This window comes from Desulfosporosinus acidiphilus SJ4, from assembly GCF_000255115.2.
In the GTDB taxonomy this organism is placed as follows: Bacteria; Bacillota; Desulfitobacteriia; order Desulfitobacteriales; family Desulfitobacteriaceae; genus Desulfosporosinus; species Desulfosporosinus acidiphilus.
In genome coordinates this window covers 1,176,247-1,197,688 of record NC_018068.1, presented here as the reverse complement: position 1 = coordinate 1,197,688, position 21,442 = coordinate 1,176,247, and the positions used below count along the sequence as shown (strand labels likewise).

Here is a 21,442-nt window from a genome sequence, read left to right as displayed (position 1 = left end):
ATCCCCGAATAAAATCAAGGGGTTACAACCCATTTCATTTAAGCTATATTGTTTTGGTAGAATATTGGTCTATTTTTCCGCATAGTGCAATTAGATTTACTTATTGTTCTTTAGCAGGTTTCGGGCCACGCGATAAAGCAATTTTGCCTGTTCGCACAATTTCAATAATTCCATGATCTTCCTCAAGGACTTGACAAAGGGCATCGATCTTTGTTTCATCCCCGGAAAGTTCTATCACCATCGTCTCTCGACTGACATCCACAATACTGGCCCTAAAAATATTAACGATATTGATGATATCCGAACGGGTCTCCAAACTTGCTTTGACCTTTATCAGAGCCAGCTCCCGCTGAATTGATTCAACTGCCGTCAGATCACTGATTTTAATAACGTCAATCAATTTCGACAGCTGATTTACGACTTGCTCCTGTTCTATTTCATTGCCTTCCACGACGATGGTAATTCGGGTTGTATCTGGTTCTTCCGTGTAACCGGCGGCAATACTTTCAATGTTAAAGGCCCTGCGGCTAATTAACCCCGAAATATGTGTTAAAACGCCCGGCCGGTTTTCAACTAAAACGGCTAACGTGTGTTTCATCTTCTTAACCTCCCATAATCATCTGATCCAGGCGCGCTCCCGCCGGAACCATTGGTAAGACATCCTCTATCTCCGGAGTTCGTATGTCCACCAAAACCGGTCCCCGGATTGCTAAAGCCTCTGTCAGGACTTGATCTAATTCTTCAGGTTTAGTTACCCTCAAGCCTGTTACTCCCATAGCTTCTGCCAGCTTCACAAAATCCGTATGACCTTTGAGGCTGGTATGAGAATAACGGCCGCCATAAAACATTCTTTGCCACTGGGCCACCATCCCTAACGTTTGGTTGTTCAGGACTAAAACTATCACTGGAAAATTACAGTCCGCAAGAGTTGCTAACTCCTGACAGTTCATCATGAAACCGCCATCGCCAACAAAAAGAACCACCTTTTTATCGGGTAATCCACATTGCGCTCCTAAGGCTGCCGGCAAGCCATACCCCATGGTTCCCAGCCCGCCCGACGTAAGAAACGTACGCGGATGTCTGAAACCATAGAATTGGGCTGCCCAAATTTGATTCTGCCCCACATCGGTAACAACCACGACATCGCCCTGAGTGAGATGGCTTACCTTTTCCACCACAGCCTGCGGCATCACGAGATCCTTCTTCTGTTCGTAAGTCAGCGGAAAATCTCGCCTCCAACTCGAAACTCTTTCCAGCCATGGCTGAACTTGTTCTTTTAATTCACTGGCGGCATCTCCAATTCGCTTAATGAGAGCCGGCAAGGACCATTTCAAATCCCCAATAACCCGTATTTGAGCTATAACGTTTTTGTTAATTTCCGCAGGATCAATATCGAAATGAACAATCTTTGCTTTCGAAGCAAAATCACTTAATAAGCCAGTTACACGATCATCAAAACGAACCCCTATCCCTAAAAGCAAATCGCATTCTGTAGTGGCCATATTGGCTGCATAAGTCCCATGCATTCCCACCATTCCTAAAAACTGAGGATGGTCATAAGGGATACAACCCAAACCCATCAAACTGCTTATTACCGGAAATCCGGTTTGCTCCACAAAGTTTCTCAGTTCCTGAGAAGAGTCGGATAAATTGACTCCCCCGCCTATAAAAAGCAAGGGTTTGCGAGAAGAGCGCAATTCCTCAAAAACCTGACTTATAACAGTCGGGTTTCCTTCAAAAACAGGACGGTAGCCGCGCAGCTTGACTTCTGACGGGTATTCGTAGTCAAAGGTCGCAGCAAAAACATCCTTGGCGATATCGACTACGACAGGACCGGGGCGGCCAGTACGTGCAATATAAAAGGCTTCTTTTAAAGCCCGGGGCAGCTCTTCAACGGTTTTAACCAAATAGTTGTGTTTCGTTATTGGAGTGGTAATTCCCCGTATATCTGCCTCTTGAAAAGAATCCCTCCCAATTAAAGGCACGGCGACTTGACCGGTAATTGCCACCATAGGGATTGAATCCATATAGGCAGTAGCTATCCCAGTTACCAGATTTGTGGCCCCAGGACCTGAGGTTGCAATGACTACTCCAACTTTGCCTGTAGCCCTGGCATAACCATCAGCGGCGTGAACAGCACCTTGCTCATGTTTCGTTAAAATATGCCTGAAATCTGCTTTATATAAAGCATCATACAGTGTCAGCACTGCACCTCCGGGATAACCGAAGGCTACATCAACATTTTCATTTCTTAGCGATTCAATAATTGCCTCTGCACCCGTCATTATCATATCCTTGACCCTCCCCTTCTAATTCTGCTCGACCATGTTGTCTGTCATTAAGACATTCGATAATTTTAAACTCTATTATAGCACAATATCCTAATCGTACAGAATACTCATAAAAATAGGTTTTGCAAAATTTGATCAAATAGATTCGCTTTCTATGATATAATCGACATAACGGCAAAAGAAAGGATGAATTAATGTGAAAAAAATCATAACAGCGATGATTGTATCGCTTGCAGTTATATTTTGTATGCCCATAGTTACTCAAGCAAGTCCTTTGGCTTATGTGACCGAGAGAATAGCTGGGCAGGACCAGATTGAAACAGCCCTTAAAATCTCGCAGAAAGGCTGGGATTCGGCGCAAACGGTTATCTTATGCGAAGCCTCTGATTATCCGGATTCCATTGCTGCCACTCCTTATGCCGTCTGCTTGGATGCTCCAATCCTTTTGACAGGCGGGGATACGCTTGACCCCAGGGTCATTCAAGAATTGCAGCGCCTAAAACCTACGAAAATCGTTCTTCTTGGCGGAACTGCCTGCTTAAAGCCCAAGATTGAGAAAGACCTTGAACAATTATCGTTAACCTGGGAACGTATCGGAGGGGTTGATCGCTATGAGACCTCCGTTCTCCTTGCCAAACGTTTGTCCTCGGATTCTTTGATTATCGTTAATGGAGATAATTTCCCCGATGCTCTGTCAGCAGCAACCTATGCCGGGATTAAACAAATACCCATCGTACTTACTTCAACCACCTTGCCCGACTCTGACCTAAAATACTTAAACGAAACTTCGCCTAAACATATCACCGTCATCGGAGGAGAGGTTGTCGTACCATCTGCAGAATTAACTAAAAATAACTTTACCATTGAAACACGTATTGGTGGTCAGGACCGCTATGATACTAACGCCCAAGTTGTTTCAACTATGAAGGATATCTACCAATCCAATGATCTCTTCTTGGCCTCCGGAGTCACCTTTCCGGACGCTGTCGCCGGAACCGTTCTAGCCTCCAAAGAAAAGGCTCCTCTTTTACTTACAGAACAAAATGACATTCCTTCTTCTGTTTATAGCATCATGCGTTTACATATGGTTGTAGAACCTCCTGCCTCAAAGGTTTCAACTTCAACTTCCTCATCCACATCAGCTTCCAGCAGCGGATCCGAAACCGGGGTCGTTACTTCTTCAGCCGGATTAAATCTTCGTGACACGCCTTCCTCTTCAGGAAAACTATTGGTAACTATCCCTAAAGGGACAACCCTTGAACTCGGGAGTTATAACAATCACTGGTATCAAACAACCTACCAATCCCAAACCGGCTGGGTATCTGATCAATACCTCAGTATCTCCTCGACGTCAGGGTCTTCTTCGGCTGCTACACCCAGCAGTGACTCTAAATCAGGAACCGTCAATGCATCCGGTGGATTAAACCTAAGAGATACTCCCTCCGCATCCGGGAAACTTCTGACAACCATACCTCAAGGCACAACACTCACTCTCACTAACTATCAGAACCATTGGTACCAAACCACTTATCAATCAACAACCGGTTGGGTATCTGACAGTTATATTACACTCTCGACTGTGTCCAGCGGCTCACCAACGTCTGCAGCCTCAACATCTGCCATTGACCTGAGTCCGAATGGTAAGATCTATATTCTTGGAGGAACAGGTATTATTAGTGCAACCTCCGAAGCCATTATGGAAGGAAAAGCTTCCTCTAGTTACAGCTCTAATTTAAAAGATTTCCCCTCGCTTCCCACTACAGTTCAACCACCCTCTTCTCCTTCTTCAGGTGATTCTTCGACAGGTAATTCTTCCTCGAGTGATTCTTCCTCAACGTCGAATTACGATCCTTCTAAAGAAGTACTGGCAGATCCTTTTTCTGGAATCCCGGCAAATTGTTTAAGCGGCAAGACCATCATGGTAGACCCCGGACACGGAGGTCCCGATACCGGAGCAGTCGGCCCTAACCATACCTATGAAAAAGACAACACGTTAGCTATTGCTCAAGATTTAAGTTCGATCCTGCAGCAAGCAGGGGCAAAGGTTATTTTAACCCGCAGCGATGACTCCTCTCCGGCTAGCAGTTATTCTGAAATTAATGATCTGCAAGCCCGGGTGGACGAAGCTTCCAAAAGCAACCCCGACCTTTTTATATCTATCCATAACGACTCCTTTAGCAATCCTTCTGTTCAAGGAACAACAACTTATTATTCCCAGGACAACCCTCAGGAGCAAAAGAGCCAGCAACTTGCCAGCAGTATTGAAAATGCCATGATTGACACCGTAAAAACCAACAGCCGTGGAGTTAAAGCAGCAAACTTTTATGTTATAAAATACACAACAATGCCCGCCGTCTTATTAGAAGCCGCCTTCATTTCCAGTCCCTATGAAGAAGCAAGGTTACAGAACGACACCTTCCGAAAAAACGTTGCCACGGCAGTCTTTCATGGAATTTATAACTATTACACTAACCCAACACCTAATAACTAAGCAGTAAGGCAGCGAACTATTGGATAGAACGCTGCCTTTGCCATTTCTTTAATATGTCTATTAAAATGTCTATTCATTTTCGCTAAGAAATCGTTAAGAAACTTGGCGGGGTTCCCGAAGACACTTTCTTCGCACTTGTTAGTCTCTGGCGCAGTCAATTTTCCATTGCGATGCTGCTAAGCGGCATGGGATTCTGATCGTAAAAGAAAAGCAGCCGGTAACTGCAAAAGTTACTAGCTGCCTATTTTTTTAATCCCCCAGTTGGCCAAAGACACCATCAGCGATACTAAAAGGGCCGTCCCGAAACCATGAACATAAAAACCAGGCACAAGTCCGCTCGTAAGCAAGATCATCCACGTATTAATAATAAAAGTGAAAATTCCTAATGTGAGGAGATTTAAAGGAATAGTTAAGACAATCAAGACCGGACGAATCAACAAATTAACGATCCAGAGAATTATACCGGCTCCTAAATAATGCAGAGGGCTAGATGCGTGAATTGGGAGAAATTGTGCAGCCACCATAAATACAAGTGTGTTTACTATTATACGATAAATAGGTCGTTTCATCGAATACCCCCGTTTCACTTTAAGCTAATTTTAACCCAAACTTCTCCGGTTTTCACCTCAACAATGTTCAGACCCTTGTATCTGCCCAATTCTTTAATCACTCCCTGAAAACTTTCCATCAGGCCGCTTGGAGAAATAGCTTTAGTCCAACTCATTAGTTTCCGGGTCTTATGATCTTTATGAAGGGGAAGACATTTTAATGTCATTTCCCCTACCCATACCAATTCCGTCAAGGTTTCAAGAAATTCATCTACGACCAAGACAGGAACAGGAAACAGCAAACCCCAGCTCCCTTTTAACTTTACTCTGATGATTAATACCTTGGCATAATTACTCCACACACACTTCCACCTTGATTCTGCCCTCCATAGGATCTGTAACTTCCACATCCACAATCTTGCCATCTACGGTTTCTTCAACTAAACGAACCAGTTCCTCAATATCCAAAGCCTGCAAATCAAGACCCTTTTGTTCCAGTTCTGCTCGCTTATCGGCAGGGACAAAACTCATGGCATAAACCAAAAGCTTAGAGGCGGATCGAATTAGGCTCAAGGGGACATTGACATTGACCTTCAGGGCTTTTTCCCCCAGAACACGAACACGTAAGAATCGATCTCCCGTGGCCGATCTAAGCACTTCCTTTTTCTCCAGATCAAACTCTTGAGTCCCTGGTTCCTTCTCGGAGGAAGACTCTTCCTCCATAACCTTCAATAGTTCCATGCCCTCCGCAGCTGTAAGTTTTCCCTCCTGAATCATCTCAAGAATCTTCATTTTTTCGCTGCTCATTCTCCGTTGTTGCTCCTTTCTGTTCCGTTTTCCTCTTCAGAATTTATACCTTTCTGTTTCCTCATCTGACGTGTTGCTTCTTGGGCTGATATATCCCCTCGATTGAGAGCTTCAAGTATCTCTTGCCTGCGCAATCGTTCTTCATCTGCTATTGAATTTTCAGGGGCAGATTCTTTGACGTTTTCAAAACTGTAACTTAGAGCCTCAATAACACTGTCTAAGCGGCTTCGTACGGTAGGATAGGATATTCCAAGCTCTTTTTCAACCTCTTTTATATTCCCCCGGCATTTTATAAATGCTTCTATAAAAACAATCTGTTTGCGTGGGAGTCTGCAAAATTTACAGGAAGAAAATTCCCCTTCAATCTTAGTCGGGCAGTGAGTACAGGTTAATTTGCTGATCTTTAATTCATGATCACAAACCGGACAGCGATGGGGCATCTTATAATTCAAACTTATCACCTCTCAGAGAATATTCTTAAGTACTGCTTTTCTTAGATCTTTTATTAGATAATACAGCTTTATATTAATAATGTCAATAAATATCTTAATATAATTAATATGTATGTTAATTATATTAAGATATACTTGTGCGTTATGAACTCGTTATGAACTCGTTCAACTAAAGTTGAACCTCTAGTCCTCAATAGGGGGACTCTACCCCACCGAAGCAGAATAAGGAGTACCACTCCCGCTTGTAGAAATGAGGGTCTTCTGATTTAGGTAAATAGTAATTAATAAACAGCTAAAAGTTTAAACGTTTTTATCGAATAATCCCAAAACAAAAGCCCCTTGTCCATTAAGACTGGGGGCTAAGGGACTAAGGAGCTAAAAGTTCAAATATTTTAAAAAGCAATTAAGAGTCCGCCTTCATCCGCATAGGCAGAAATTGTCGCTCCCATCTCCACAATAATCACATCTTTAAAACTATACTTTTGTACCACTTCTTCTTTTAAGGCCATAGCCTTATCCAGACAATTACAATGAGCAATCCCTAGTACCTTATCCTCCAGCTTTTCTCCCTTTTCTCCAATGATTTCGAGAAAGCGAGAAAAAGCCCTTTTGGACCCTCTTACTTTTTCAAAAAGGTCAATTGTTCCCTCATCAGAGGCACCCAGAATAGGTTTAATAGAGAGCCATGTTGCGACGGTCCCGGCAAAACGATTGAGTCGTCCGGACTTAATTAAATGCTCCAGAGAATCTAAAAGGAAAAAAGTTCTCATTTCTTTTATATATTGATTGACTCTCCCTACAATCTCTTCCTTCTTTAGGTTATCATGAGCCAATTCCGCAATTTTTAGGCCAACCAAAGTTTCTCCCGCCGAAGCACTGAGCGAATCAAAAACATGAATGAACTGTCTGCCTTGTTGTTCCAGAAACATAGTTTTTGCTAACAGGGCGTTATTATAGGTACTGCTAATTTTCGAGGAAAGAGTTACGACGAAAATGTTCTCAGCTTCCTCAAACCACTTGAGAAAACCACTCGGTGATGGACTGGCAGTCTGCGGTGCAGATTCAGTACGTTTCATTTCTGCCAAGAAATCTTGTATATTTACATTCTCGTCGAGAAAATGGTGCTCTCCTAATACAACACTAAGCGGTACTACCCGAAGAGGAATTTGTCTTTTAATATCTTCATTGAGATCAGCGCCGCTGTCCATCACAATTGTATAGTCCATTACTCCTCCTCCATTTTCTTACTCTTTATGATCCCATTTTAGTGAAAACTTCGCCCCGCCATTTGATTATGTTTGCTTCGTAATTGTCCACAAGCTGCATCAATATCCCCACCATGTTCAAGGCGAATGCTGCAATTAATTCTATGCTTTTTCAAAATATCATAAAAAACAAGCATCGATTTGTGATCACTTCGTTGGTACTGAGAGTGCTCGTCCACAGGATTATAGGGAATTAAATTTACATTAATGAGCTGTCTCTTTTCTCCAATCAATTCAGCAATTTGCCGGGCATGGATTTGTTGATCATTAAGATCCTTGAGCAAGATGTATTCCAAAGTAACTCTCCGCTTTGTTTTTTGCAGATAATAGTCCACAGCCTCCATAATCGATTGAATTGAAAAGATACGATTGATTTTCATGATCTGCGTCCGCAGCTCATTATTGGGAGCGTGCAAAGAAATTGCCAGATTAACCTGCAAATTAGCGTCCGCAAACTGATAAATTTTATCGGCCAAACCGCTGGTCGATACGGTAATATGCCGGGCGGGAATAGCTAGACCTTTGTGGTCCTTTATAATCTCAATGGCATTTATAACACTCGTAAAATTGTCAAATGGTTCACCTATCCCCATCACTACAACATGACTTACTTGTTCAGGTTGTCCTAATCTCTTTAGATGGTCTTGAACAACTATAACCTGTTCCACGATTTCCCCGGCGGATAGGTCACGATTTTTAGTCAACAACCCACTGGCGCAAAAACTGCATCCCATGTTACATCCAACCTGGGTCGTAACACAAACTGATAAACCAAATTTATGCCTCATTAAAACGGTTTCAATTAAATGATCATCTTGCAGTTTGAGCAAAAACTTGACGGTTCCATCTTGAGATTCTTGCCTCTGATATTCACTTAATGTCTTAATATAAAAATTGTCTGCTAATAGTTGAATACACTCTCTATGAACATCAGTCATCTCTGAGAATTGCGTTGCTTTTTTTCGATAAAGCCAATCCCAAACTTGCAAGGCACGATGTTTTTTCTGTCCATGATTGAGGAACCAAGCAGCCAATTGATCAAAAGTCAAACCATAAATTGATTCTTTATTCATTACTCATTTCCTCTTAAAGAGTATTTTAATAACACCATTTCATAATTTCCAAACCGAATTCACAGTACCTTATATATAGCCCACTTTTAAACTTCACATTATTAGTGTTGTTTGTTGAAAAACTATTTATGAGATCCTGTCAACTGCATAAATACAGTCAGAAACTCCTGTTCGACTGAAGCGAAATCTCTCTGGGCAAAGTCATGCTTCTTCATCGATTTTTCTGGAGGTGTTTCAAAAATTAGATAATCCATCATAGCTTCAAATTCGTAATGCAACAAGGTATCGTCAACATTTTCGATCTGTTTTTGCTCATCTTCAGTTAGATCCCCCAGGCCAAACCTCTCATAAATAACTCGCTGCAGCCTTTCTTCGATCATGGAATACTGAGGCAAATTGCGTTTGACTGGGCGGGTTAAATCAGATATATAGCTTTCACTGGCATCATGAAGAAGGCAGCCAAGCTGTACCCTCTCCGAATATGCTCTGCTTTTAGCCTCATAGCAGCACTGCAAGGAGTGCTGAGCCACCGAGTAAAAATGACTGCTATGGCCATTAGCCCTAGTCATCAAAGATAACGAATGAGCAATATCTTCTATCTTAATATCTTCTCTGAGTGGTTCCAGCGGATAAAACTTAACCCTAGTATAGGTTAGAATATAATCAGAAGACATGGTACACCTTCCAGTTATCAATTTACTTACTTTTAACCAATATAATAATATTCAATTATACCACTCCCCATAAAACTGAAAAAGCAAATCTATTTTGAATCTATCTTTTCAAAGGGTCATAAACAAATATATTTTAATTTAAGTCTCTGTTGATACTTTGGCAGCATATACATCTACTGGGTCTACATAAATATTATGAACAAGCACAAAATATCTACAGTAAGTTCTAGTACTGCAGAGGAGATTGCCTTATGAATAACATCAAGGGTCGATTAGTCAGCAAAGATGCTTTTCTCATGAATTCCGATTATGCGAAGGAACCCTATGAAGGAATTCTGGTCAGTTCCGATAGTGAAAACAAGCAATATCGGATTGGGATACAGTTAGATGAAAATCAGGTACTGCTTGTAGACCAAGTTAACAATTGGGAAGTTAAGGAAAAACTAGTTTCATGGATACCTCGTGTTAATGATATACAGAGACAATATAAGGTGAAAAATGATCTTCAAAATTATGATGAGCTTCAATAATCCGAGCGAGATTCTTAATTTTAGATGAAAGAATAACAAACGATCAAAGGCAATGCCACAATTTCAAGAAGAATGCTTAAATAGTTATACAAAGAAACCTTAGCCGTCACTCGAAGGCACAGTCCTTCGCACGAATTAGCTCTTCTTGCAGCCTCCGGCGAAAGCAGCAGGTTAGGTCGCTTATGCTAGAGGACGAAGATACCGTCTTCACTCGTATTAGCCTTCTTGCAGTATTTAACTGAAACCTATACTTTCCGATAGTATAAAATAAGCGAAATGAAATGGAAAAAGAACTGTATGTATGACAGGTCAGTAGTTTTAAACTGACCCTGTCTTTTTTTATACTTTCAGACCTTCATGCCGCTGAGGGGTATCACTGATCAATGGAAATTAATTTCCCAGGCCAGAAAGTATAACTTCCAGTTGTATGCTTTCCAGATTAAATTCATTGTAAATGTTGAAGAGTGCCTAAGCTATTCCAATAGTGATAACGATAAACCTTATGATATTTACCTTTTTACTTTGAATAAAAATTATAATTCCATTTTAAAAACAATAAAGTCTTGCTCAGTACTAATACGTTAAATATTTTAGTTATAATTATTTCCAGTATATGTATTTACAAGATATTATTAAATCTTATTAATATGGTTTAGAAACCATTAAGACTTAACAGCTTATATATGAAGGATTCAAGTAAATAAGAAATAGATGGAAACATAACCATTAAGTTTAAAGTGTACTTTTGGTTTTAATATGTTATTATCTGTTTGTCCCGAGTTTGAAGCTTAAAAAAACGCGAACTCAAAACTTCAAACAATAGCTCAAACATTAAAATAGCTCAAATATCTTAAATGAAATTTAAGCTGTTTAACAAGTGAAGCTATTGGGACTTTTGAGGATTCTCTCTTTCACGTCTTATTTAGTTTCTAAAGGGTACCCACCGGAGCGATTTACCATCATTTTTGGAGGGACGCTTCCATTAATTTTCCGGTGGAATACTTTAGATACTGCGCAATGTCTAAAGAATTAACATTAAAACCTTCAAGGAGGTGAGAGGCGAATTTAAGCGTCTCTGCAAATTGGTTCGTTCACCAGACTGATTCCTTGATTTCACTTGTTTCTTTTAATTGAAACTGGTTTCTTTCTTAAACTGATTTCCTTTTTAAAAATTAAAAAAGAAACAAGTGGTTCCAACAAAACAAGACAAAAAAACGTTTCTAACATTGAGAGGAGAAATATTTAGCATGAAAAAGACTAATAAGGCTTTAGCTTCTTTAGCAATCGCAGGTATGGCATTAAGCGCAGTTCCTTACAATGCTTTCGCTGCTACTACCGTTCCTACCCGCTTAGCCGGTACTACTGCTGAGCAAACCGCTGTCGCCATTGCTGATCAAACCGGCTGGACAGGTGCTGCTGTTCTGGCTTCATCCACTTCTTACGGCATGGTTGACGCTCTGACTGCTGGACCTCTTGCTTCTTTCCTCAAAGCTCCTATCCTTCTTCAAGGGGCCGGAAATACCTTAAACGCTGACACCAAAGCTGAACTCCAAAAGCTTCAAGTGAAAACCGTTTATGTAACCAGCGGAACGGCTGTCATCAGCCAATCGGTTCTTGATCAATTATCCGGCATGGGCATCTCTGTTGTTTCTCTCGGCGGAAACGACCGTTTTGAAACCTCTGCCAACATCGCTAAGGAAATGATCAAACTTGGTGCTTCAGTCTCTAAAGTAGCTGTTGCTTATGGCTGGTCAAACCAAGACGCTCTTTCCATTGCTTCCATCGCTTCCGCTGCCAACGAACCTATTCTTTTGACTGAAAAAGATTCCGTACCTTCCAGTGTACAATCTTTCTTAGCTTCAAATTCTAATATTACGTCTTCAGATGTCATTGGTGGTACAGGCGTTATCAGCGATGCTGTGAAAGCAGACTTCCCGAATGCTACCCGCCACTTCGGAACCACTGCTTATGACACCAATAACCAAGTCATCCAAGACTTCAGCTCATCTTTGAAATTTGACAACGTCTATGTCGCCAATGGCAATACCGGCATCGATGCTCTTGCTGGCGCACCTCTTGCAGCTCAAACCAACTCTGCTATCGTCCTCACCGACGGAACGGTTCCCGCGGCTGCAACCTTTGTTCACAGTAAGCTCGGCTCGAATGGTGTTGTAACGGCTCTTGGCGGAACCGCTGTGGTTTCCGATGCTGTTCGTACTGGCATTGAATCCGGCACAACAACCCCTGCACAAGGTGATTTAGCTGTCACTTCTGTAAATGCTGTTAGCGCTGATGCTATACAAGTAAAATTCAATCAAGCTCCTGCTGACACCTCTAAAGTTGCCTTTACTGTTACCAATTCAGGTGTTCCTGTAACTGTAAGCGCTACTTGGAATTCCGACAATACGGTCGCTACACTGAACAATTCTGCTAACTTCGCTGAAGGAACTTATAGTGTTGACGTGAAGACTGACTCTACGGATCTTGGCTCAAGCAATGTTACCATCAGCCAGCAAAAAATTGCTAAGATTAACATTACTTCCAGTAAACTTGCTATTACTCAAGATGGTATAGGTTATGCTAGCTTTACGGTTCTCGACCAATATGGAAATGATATTACCAGCAGCTATCTTGCTAATAATATCACCTTCCAAACGGGTGCCGGAACCATCACTGTCCCAACAACGGGCGTACTGAAAGTAACTCCAAACGCTTCTACGAATCTTATTACCTTCCCGACAGTGGGCATCACAGGTTATGATTCAACTTCCGGAGTTTCCGCCAGTGCAACATTGGCAACTTCTACGGCTCTTGGAACCTTAAGCAGCATTACACTTAATAACTTGACGAATGCTAACAATGCAGCTCTTACCGCTGCTGATACCAGTGACACTTGGTATATTAATTACAGTGCTAAAGATATGAGTGGCAACGATACAACGGATTATAGCCTTGTTAGCGGCGGCTTGATCTTAAGCGGAGCTAATAATGATCAATTGTCATCTTCCAGCCCCTATGTAACAGCAAAAGTCGTAAGAGATCCTTCGGACAGCAACAAAGCTGCAATTCAAGTGACCGTATCCAGTGACAACATTCAGAACGATCTTCCTGTAACCATCACCGCTATGAGTTACCAAGGAGCTCCTTCAACCTTAAATCTGACCTTGAAGAAACAGTCCGCTGTTGATTCCTTCAACTTAATGGCTCCTTCCTATAATATTGCTTCCGGCGAACTTAAAGAGATTCCATTTACCGCCTATGATCAAAATGGAAAACAACTCACCAAATATTCCGATCTGGCAGGCAACGTTACTTTGAGTGGTTTCGACGGCAGTGGCTCTGATGCCTCTGAAGTAGGATTCCAACGTAATCCCGATGGAACTGCCAGCTTATTTGTCAGAGCAACCACGGTTTCAGGCACTTCAAATCAAAGTGTTCCTCAAATCCTTACCGCAAGCACTTCAACCGGCAAATTCAGCACCATCACCTTGAATATTCAACCGGCCGCTAAAGCTGATACCTTCTCCTTAGACAACACAAAAGTCATTACTGCAATGCAGGAAGGTGCTAACGAGCGCTTAGACTTTGGCGAAAACTATGGTGGCTTAGCTGTTAAGGATCAATATGGCCGTACCATGGATATGACAGGTCTCACAGGTAATGCCGGCAACTATGAAGTTGTCGCTACCACAACCGGAAGTGCTCTGAGCTTAAACGGCATTGAATCCGACAAAACCACTACCACGGCCAATGCTATAGCAAGCGGCGGACAAGGTATCGAAGTAGTAGCAGGCAGCAATCTTGCGGATTCTGTAAGCAGAACCCAAACTGTTAACTTCTACTTGATCAACAAAGCTGATGAATCGGCAGTACTCGGCGGCGATACAAGCAAAGCCATCGATTCTCAATCTGTAACCTTCTCAGTTGTGAAAAACAGCGATATCAGCGACTACTCAATTGATTCCGTTGCTAATCCGATCTACGCTTTTGACTCCAATGCGGGCAGTGCTATTACCGCACAACAAGATGATTGGTCAGCTAATCCTTATGTCTATGGAAAGACATCCGGCGGAGCAAAAGTAATGATGGCACCTGGCTTTGTACAAGGCGCATATGTTGACGACACTAAAGACTTCTCCGTTGAAACTAACGTAACAGGTTCCAAATCTGCGGCTACCAATGCCTATGATACTGTAAAAGTAGTTGGATTAAAATTAGATCCCACAGTATCCAGCGCAAAAGCTAATTTAACAGTAACTATTAAAGGTGCTGATGGTTTAATCCACACCGTAACAACACCGATCAGTTCTTCAAGCGTAGATCCGGTAGCTAAAACAATTGCTGTCCACAGCGACACAACAAAAGGTATGCACCTGTCTGATGATGGAAATACCATCTATATTGACAATGCAACCGCTATGACGAATGAGCTGAGTAATGGCGCTCTGTTACAACGCAATAACACAGATGAAACTAACACCGGCCGCAAAGATATCTACTTCTATGCTACAGATTCTTATGGTTCTAAGGGTATGAATCTAGCAAATGTTTATGTGGTAGACAGCGGAACAGTTAACGGATCCTCTGCAACTCCATTGTTCACCATTGCAAACGGAAAAGTTGATACCAACAGTTTGACAAACAAAGGTGATTACGTCGTTCTGTCCGGTGTAACCACAGACGGTTTAGTGGCTACTGTCAAGATCGTTAAAAACTACTAAAATTTAAATATCTTAAATCCAGAAGTAGCAAGCATTGTAAATCAACCCATAAATTATTAGTAAGTAAACAGTATGGACCGTTGTTAAACGAACGGATAGTTCGCGGAACAGCGGTCCTTTTTTAGCTGCACTAAACCTCATTCCCCTTGGAACCATCTTCATTTAACATAATATTATCATTTTCCTATTTAGGGTTTAATCAATTACTACATCATTAAGCAAAAGAGTAATTTGTATTTTAGAAAACAATAACAACTCGCTCCATAATAATACGTTAAATATTTAACAATAATAATTTCCAATATATGTTTTTATAAGTTTTTATGGAATTTTAATTATTTGTTTTAGATTTTATTAAGATTTGCCCATTTATATATTAAATATTTCAACATACAAGTAAAACCTGGAAACATAACCATTAAGTTTAAAGTGTACTTTTGGTTTTAATATGTTATTATCTGTTTGTCCCGAGTTTGAAGGTTAAAAAAACTCGAACTCGAAACTTCAAACAATAGCTCAAACATTAAAATAGCTCAAATATCTTAAATGAAATTTAAGCTGTTAAACAAGTAAAGCTATTGGGACTTTTGAGGATTCTCTCTTTCACGTCTTATTTAGTTTCTAAAGGGTACCCACCGGAGCGATTTACCATCATTTTTGGAGGGACGCTTCCATTAATTTTCCGGTGGAATACTTTAGATACTGCGCAATGTCTAAAGAATTAACATTAAAACCTTCAAGGAGGTGAGAGGCGAATTTAAGCGTCTCTGCAAATTGGTTCGTTCACCAGACTGATTCCTTGATTTCACTTGTTTCTTTTAATTGAAACTGGTTTCTTTCTTAAACTGATTTCCTTTTTAAAAATTAAAAAAGAAACAAGTGGTTCCAACAAAACAAGACAAAAAAACGTTTCTAACATTGAGAGGAGAAATATTTAGCATGAAAAAGACTAATAAGGCTTTAGCTTCTTTAGCAATCGCAGGTATGGCATTAAGCGCAGTTCCTTACAATGCTTTCGCTGCTACTACCGTTCCTACCCGCTTAGCCGGTACTACTGCTGAGCAAACCGCTGTCGCCATTGCTGATCAAACCGGCTGGACAGGTGCTGCTGTTCTGGCTTCATCCACTTCTTACGGCATGGTTGACGCTCTGACTGCTGGACCTCTTGCTTCTTTCCTCAAAGCTCCTATCCTTCTTCAAGGGGCCGGAAATACCTTAAACGCTGACACCAAAGCTGAACTCCAAAAGCTTCAAGTGAAAACCGTTTATGTAACCAGCGGAACGGCTGTCATCAGCCAATCGGTTCTTGATCAATTATCCGGCATGGGCATCTCTGTTGTTTCTCTCGGCGGAAACGACCGTTTTGAAACCTCTGCCAACATCGCTAAGGAAATGATCAAACTTGGTGCTTCAGTCTCTAAAGTAGCTGTTGCTTATGGCTGGTCAAACCAAGACGCTCTTTCCATTGCTTCCATCGCTTCCGCTGCCAACGAACCTATTCTTTTGACTGAAAAAGATTCCGTACCTTCCAGTGTACAATCTTTCTTAGCTTCAAATTCTAATATTACGTCTTCAGATGTCATTGGTGGTACAGGCGTAATCAGCGATGCTGTGAAAGCAGACTTCCCGAATGCTACCCGCCACTTCGGAACCACTGCTTATGACACCAATAACCAAGTCATCCAAGACTTCAGCTCATCTTTGAAATTTGACAACGTCTATGTCGCCAATGGCAATACCGGCATCGATGCTCTTGCTGGCGCACCTCTTGCAGCTCAAACCAACTCTGCTATCGTCCTCACCGACGGAACGGTTCCCGCGGCTGCAACCTTTGTTCACAGTAAGCTCGGCTCGAATGGTGTTGTAACGGCTCTTGGCGGAACCGCTGTGGTTTCCGATGCTGTTCGTACTGGCATTGAATCCGGCACAACAACCCCTGCACAAGGTGATTTAGCTGTCACTTCTGTAAATGCTGTTAGCGCTGATGCTATACAAGTAAAATTCAATCAAGCTCCTGCTGACACCTCTAAAGTTGCCTTTACTGTTACCAATTCAGGTGTTCCTGTAACTGTAAGCGCTACTTGGAATTCCGACAATACGGTCGCTACACTGAACAATTCTGCTAACTTCGCTGAAGGAACTTATAGTGTTGACGTGAAGACTGACTCTACGGATCTTGGCTCAAGCAATGTTACCATCAGCCAGCAAAAAATTGCTAAGATTAACATTACTTCCAGTAAACTTGCTATTACTCAAGATGGTATAGGTTATGCTAGCTTTACGGTTCTCGACCAATATGGAAATGATATTACCAGCAGCTATCTTGCTAATAATATCACCTTCCAAACGGGTGCCGGAACCATCACTGTCCCAACAACGGGCGTACTGAAAGTAACTCCAAACGCTTCTACGAATCTTATTACCTTCCCGACAGTGGGCATCACAGGTTATGATTCAACTTCCGGAGTTTCCGCCAGTGCAACATTGGCAACTTCTACGGCTCTTGGAACCTTAAGCAGCATTACACTTAATAACTTGACGAATGCTAACAATGCAGCTCTTACCGCTGCTGATACCAGTGACACTTGGTATATTAATTACAGTGCTAAAGATATGAGTGGCAACGATACAACGGATTATAGCCTTGTTAGCGGCGGCTTGATCTTAAGCGGAGCTAATAATGATCAATTGTCATCTTCCAGCCCCTATGTAACAGCAAAAGTCGTAAGAGATCCTTCGGACAGCAACAAAGCTGCAATTCAAGTGACCGTATCCAGTGACAACATTCAGAACGATCTTCCTGTAACCATCACCGCTATGAGTTACCAAGGAGCTCCTTCAACCTTAAATCTGACCTTGAAGAAACAGTCCGCTGTTGATTCCTTCAACTTAATGGCTCCTTCCTATAATATTGCTTCCGGCGAACTTAAAGAGATTCCATTTACCGCCTATGATCAAAATGGAAAACAACTCACCAAATATTCCGATCTGGCAGGCAACGTTACTTTGAGTGGTTTCGACGGCAGTGGCTCTGATGCCTCTGAAGTAGGATTCCAACGTAATCCCGATGGAACTGCCAGCTTATTTGTCAGAGCAACCACGGTTTCAGGCACTTCAAATCAAAGTGTTCCTCAAATCCTTACCGCAAGCACTTCAACCGGCAAATTCAGCACCATCACCTTGAATATTCAACCGGCCGCTAAAGCTGATACCTTCTCCTTAGACAACACAAAAGTCATTACTGCAATGCAGGAAGGTGCTAACGAGCGCTTAGACTTTGGCGAAAACTATGGTGGCTTAGCTGTTAAGGATCAATATGGCCGTACCATGGATATGACAGGTCTCACAGGTAATGCCGGCAACTATGAAGTTGTCGCTACCACAACCGGAAGTGCTCTGAGCTTAAACGGCATTGAATCCGACAAAACCACTACCACGGCCAATGCTATAGCAAGCGGCGGACAAGGTATCGAAGTAGTAGCAGGCAGCAATCTTGCGGATTCTGTAAGCAGAACCCAAACTGTTAACTTCTACTTGATCAACAAAGCTGATGAATCGGCAGTACTCGGCGGCGATACAAGCAAAGCCATCGATTCTCAATCTGTAACCTTCTCAGTTGTGAAAAACAGCGATATCAGCGACTACTCAATTGATTCCGTTGCTAATCCGATCTACGCTTTTGACTCCAATGCGGGCAGTGCTATTACCGCACAACAAGATGATTGGTCAGCTAATCCTTATGTCTATGGAAAGACATCCGGCGGAGCAAAAGTAATGATGGCACCTGGCTTTGTACAAGGCGCATATGTTGACGACACTAAAGACTTCTCCGTTGAAACTAACGTAACAGGTTCCAAATCTGCGGCTACCAATGCCTATGATACTGTAAAAGTAGTTGGATTAAAATTAGATCCCACAGTATCCAGCGCAAAAGCTAATTTAACAGTAACTATTAAAGGTGCTGATGGTTTAATCCACACCGTAACAACACCGATCAGTTCTTCAAGCGTAGATCCGGTAGCTAAAACAATTGCTGTCCACAGCGACACAACAAAAGGTATGCACCTGTCTGATGATGGAAATACCATCTATATTGACAATGCAACCGCTATGACGAATGAGCTGAGTAATGGCGCTCTGTTACAACGCAATAACACAGATGAAACTAACACCGGCCGCAAAGATATCTACTTCTATGCTACAGATTCTTATGGTTCTAAGGGTATGAATCTAGCAAATGTTTATGTGGTAGACAGCGGAACAGTTAACGGATCCTCTGCAACTCCATTGTTCACCATTGCAAACGGAAAAGTTGATACCAACAGTTTGACAAACAAAGGTGATTATGTCGTTCTGTCCGGTGTAACCACAGACGGTTTAGTGGCTACTGTCAAGATCGTTAAAAACTACTAAAATCAAACTCTCTCATCCAATAGAAACAGGCATTCGGCAGAGTCAATGTATAAGTAATAGGTAAACAAAGGGGTCCTTCACCTTCGGTGAGGGACTCTTTTGCATGGTTTCATTAAAATAGCAATACTTGAAAACTAAGAAATCTTTAACTCCATTTACCTTGCAATGATGCTCTTAAATCACTTGAAAGGCAGGTTGAGAGCGTCATTGCAACTCTCTTCCTTAGATTTACTCACGATAATAACACATATATTTACAATTACATAATTTAGGAATACCACGCATCATTTGAAAGCACAGCCTAAGAATTTCCGGATTTTCCTCACCTTCGAGGATATCTAATGATCTTTTCAATAACCTGACGCTTGCTGTTTTCTTTTTGAGAGGTGATTCTCTCCCGACAATCTTAAGTGAGCAGACACCCATGGCTTTAAGTTCCGGTAAAGCGCAAAGGCCACACATACCCATGGGATCTCCTTTAGGACTCATACTTTCCCCCATGTTTCTGATCCCAATATAAATGAATTCCCGGTAATTCATAAGATGCTCGGAAAAAGAAAGATTCTCTTCCTTTCCCACCCTCCCATTTTGATCGTAGACTTTATATGACCAATGTGGATTATGGCAAATTGCTCCACCGAAAGCATGATTGACAAAACAATAAGCCTCTTCGAAAATACAACCATCATTAAGGATAAAAGCTTCATACTCCATCTCGGGACCTATCTCTTGAATGATACGAGACATAGTCTCCAAATCCATATATCTGGGAAAAATAATTCTTGTTGCACCTGAATCCCGAAAAAACTTGGCAGCCTCTGTATTTAAAATTGCGCCCATACTGCTCGCATGAAGTTTAGCTTCCGGGACTTTCTCCTTGATTATTTTCATCAGCCCAGGGTCTCCTATAATCAGGGCATCAGGGCTGCAAATCGAATAAACTCCTCGAACCAATCTTACAATTTCTTGATACAGAACATCTGAAAATACGAATTGATTGAGCGTTAGGAAGACCTTAACATTGCAAAGATGAGCCATGGCAATGAGTTCGGACAGTTCTTCAATTTGAGTCAAATTCCCTCGTCCAGGGCCTCGCCGGTTCAACCAAAATCCATCTCCGAAAACAGTACCCCAATTAAAGGGTTGCAAACCACAATAGAGTTCTTCGGCTCCTTCCGAAATCAGTGTCTTTGCCTCATCAAGTGACGTTACAGGAGCTAGAATTTTCATTGCTATACCCTCCTGTCAAATAGGTTCCGGTTGAAAAATCATGCGATTTATTCCTGTCTCAGAGATATCATTAAAAACATCCTTAAGAAAATCCGCACTAAAAACACAAAATAGGGCGTTACCCTTTTGAATAATCTTCCGCTCCTTAATCTCGAGAACCTGCCCCGATTTATCTGAGAGCTCCAGCCAGTATTTTCGGCATAAATGTTTGCAGCTATTATCTAATGTTTTAAATTTATCTTCCTTCTTTTGTCCCCAAGAATTTAGAAGACACATTCTGCCGCTTGTGACTATAGTATAGGGAAAATACAAGGAAACTTCGTAGTTCCCCTTGCTAAAATTCTTAAATCCCCATGGCATAATATCTAATTCGACATGACTTGTGCCAAATTCCTTAAAAAAATTTCTTATTATGTCACTTTCAAAGCTCGTGCTAGGTAGGGAGTCTAATTTTAGATTAGGAAATTTCTTCTTTTGTTTACCTGCTGAGTTCCCTATTCGCGGATCACGCCAGGCTTTATTTAATTGCCTTCCTATAATAGGCTTAAAACTGGGAAACTCATGATTTAACAAATACAGTATTCCCCAATCATTAACAACTACTTCTAATTCCAAACCTTTCTCTGCTAATCCCTGAAACAAATCACGAAGTTTTAATAACCCATGATCCGTAACATAGGGCGTTACTAAAGTCATCTCCTGACTATTTTCTTGCGTTAAATGATATATTTCCAGCACTTCATGTAAAGAAGGTATTGCCCGTTCGCAAAATCCTTGTCCATAATAGATCCTCGAAAAACAAATTTCCCCAAATGCTTCCTCACTAATATTCTTAATGGCTGCGGAGCTAAAAACATCGTTGTCTTTCCATGGTTCCTTTATTAGATATACCTTTTCAAGGTTGGGAACACATAAAGCCCATTCCATACCGCAATGCACCTCATTAT

General features: G+C 41.6%; 15 protein-coding genes. 4 read left to right on the top strand and 11 right to left on the bottom strand.

Annotated elements, in window-relative coordinates; genetic code table 11:
• Positions 1-100: 100 nt before the first annotated feature.
• Complete coding sequence (gene ilvN / locus DESACI_RS05450) at positions 101-598, bottom strand: acetolactate synthase small subunit (protein ID WP_014826170.1); 498 nt, start codon at positions 596-598, stop codon at positions 101-103.
• Between the two features lie 4 nt (positions 599-602).
• On the bottom strand, positions 603-2,291 hold the full coding sequence (gene ilvB / locus DESACI_RS05445; protein WP_014826169.1) for a biosynthetic-type acetolactate synthase large subunit: 1,689 nt from the start codon (positions 2,289-2,291) through the stop codon (positions 603-605).
• 196 nt (positions 2,292-2,487) lie between these two features.
• Here ilvB and DESACI_RS05440 point away from each other — a divergent pair, with 196 nt between their 5' ends.
• A complete protein-coding gene (locus tag DESACI_RS05440) occupies positions 2,488-4,782 on the top strand; it encodes an N-acetylmuramoyl-L-alanine amidase (protein ID WP_014826168.1) in 2,295 nt (764 codons plus the stop codon).
• Positions 4,783-5,015: 233 nt separating this feature from the next.
• On the opposite strand, the gene DESACI_RS05435 is transcribed toward DESACI_RS05440, so the two are convergent.
• The 7 genes from DESACI_RS05435 to DESACI_RS05405 form a co-directional block, all read right to left on the bottom strand.
• On the bottom strand, positions 5,016-5,351 hold the full coding sequence (locus DESACI_RS05435) for a phage holin family protein (RefSeq protein WP_014826167.1): 336 nt from the start codon (positions 5,349-5,351) through the stop codon (positions 5,016-5,018).
• Positions 5,352-5,365: 14 nt separating this feature from the next.
• Entirely contained in the window at positions 5,366-5,692 is a 327-nt protein-coding gene (locus tag DESACI_RS05430; RefSeq protein WP_014826166.1) for a hypothetical protein, read from the bottom strand.
• On the bottom strand, positions 5,682-6,137 hold the full coding sequence (locus DESACI_RS05425) for an SHOCT-like domain-containing protein (protein ID WP_014826165.1): 456 nt from the start codon (positions 6,135-6,137) through the stop codon (positions 5,682-5,684). Before DESACI_RS05425 ends, DESACI_RS05430 begins: the two co-directional genes overlap by 11 nt.
• The gene (locus DESACI_RS05420) at positions 6,134-6,589 is read right to left on the bottom strand and encodes a DUF2089 domain-containing protein (protein WP_014826164.1); all 456 of its coding nucleotides are present in this window, start codon (positions 6,587-6,589) and stop codon (positions 6,134-6,136) included. Before DESACI_RS05420 ends, DESACI_RS05425 begins: the two co-directional genes overlap by 4 nt.
• Before the next feature lie 392 nt (positions 6,590-6,981).
• Complete coding sequence (locus tag DESACI_RS05415) at positions 6,982-7,815, bottom strand: DegV family protein (protein ID WP_014826163.1); 834 nt, start codon at positions 7,813-7,815, stop codon at positions 6,982-6,984.
• A gap of 38 nt (positions 7,816-7,853) precedes the next feature.
• Positions 7,854-8,927 (bottom strand): dual-specificity RNA methyltransferase RlmN, encoded by a 1,074-nt coding sequence (gene rlmN, locus DESACI_RS05410; protein WP_014826162.1) that lies wholly within the window; start codon positions 8,925-8,927, stop codon positions 7,854-7,856.
• Between the two features lie 122 nt (positions 8,928-9,049).
• Positions 9,050-9,601, bottom strand: coding sequence for an HD domain-containing protein (locus DESACI_RS05405; protein WP_014826161.1), 552 nt, complete (start codon positions 9,599-9,601; stop codon positions 9,050-9,052).
• Between the two features lie 251 nt (positions 9,602-9,852).
• On the opposite strand from DESACI_RS05405, the gene DESACI_RS05400 reads away from it, so the two are divergent.
• The 3 genes from DESACI_RS05400 (at position 9,853) to DESACI_RS23465 (ending at position 19,265) form a co-directional block, all read left to right on the top strand.
• Positions 9,853-10,131, top strand: coding sequence for a hypothetical protein (locus tag DESACI_RS05400; protein ID WP_014826160.1), 279 nt, complete (start codon positions 9,853-9,855; stop codon positions 10,129-10,131).
• 1,247 nt (positions 10,132-11,378) lie between these two features.
• The gene (locus DESACI_RS23470; RefSeq protein ID WP_014826159.1) at positions 11,379-14,852 is read left to right on the top strand and encodes a cell wall-binding repeat-containing protein; all 3,474 of its coding nucleotides are present in this window, start codon (positions 11,379-11,381) and stop codon (positions 14,850-14,852) included.
• A 939-nt stretch (positions 14,853-15,791) separates the two neighbouring features.
• Entirely contained in the window at positions 15,792-19,265 is a 3,474-nt protein-coding gene (locus tag DESACI_RS23465; protein ID WP_014826159.1) for a cell wall-binding repeat-containing protein, read from the top strand.
• A gap of 228 nt (positions 19,266-19,493) precedes the next feature.
• On the opposite strand, the gene DESACI_RS05385 is transcribed toward DESACI_RS23465, so the two are convergent.
• Both DESACI_RS05385 and DESACI_RS05380 read right to left on the bottom strand, forming a co-directional pair.
• Complete coding sequence (locus DESACI_RS05385) at positions 19,494-20,495, bottom strand: peptidase U32 family protein (protein WP_014826158.1); 1,002 nt, start codon at positions 20,493-20,495, stop codon at positions 19,494-19,496.
• A gap of 15 nt (positions 20,496-20,510) precedes the next feature.
• Complete coding sequence (locus DESACI_RS05380; protein ID WP_014826157.1) at positions 20,511-21,422, bottom strand: hypothetical protein; 912 nt, start codon at positions 21,420-21,422, stop codon at positions 20,511-20,513.
• Positions 21,423-21,442 lie beyond the last annotated feature (20 nt).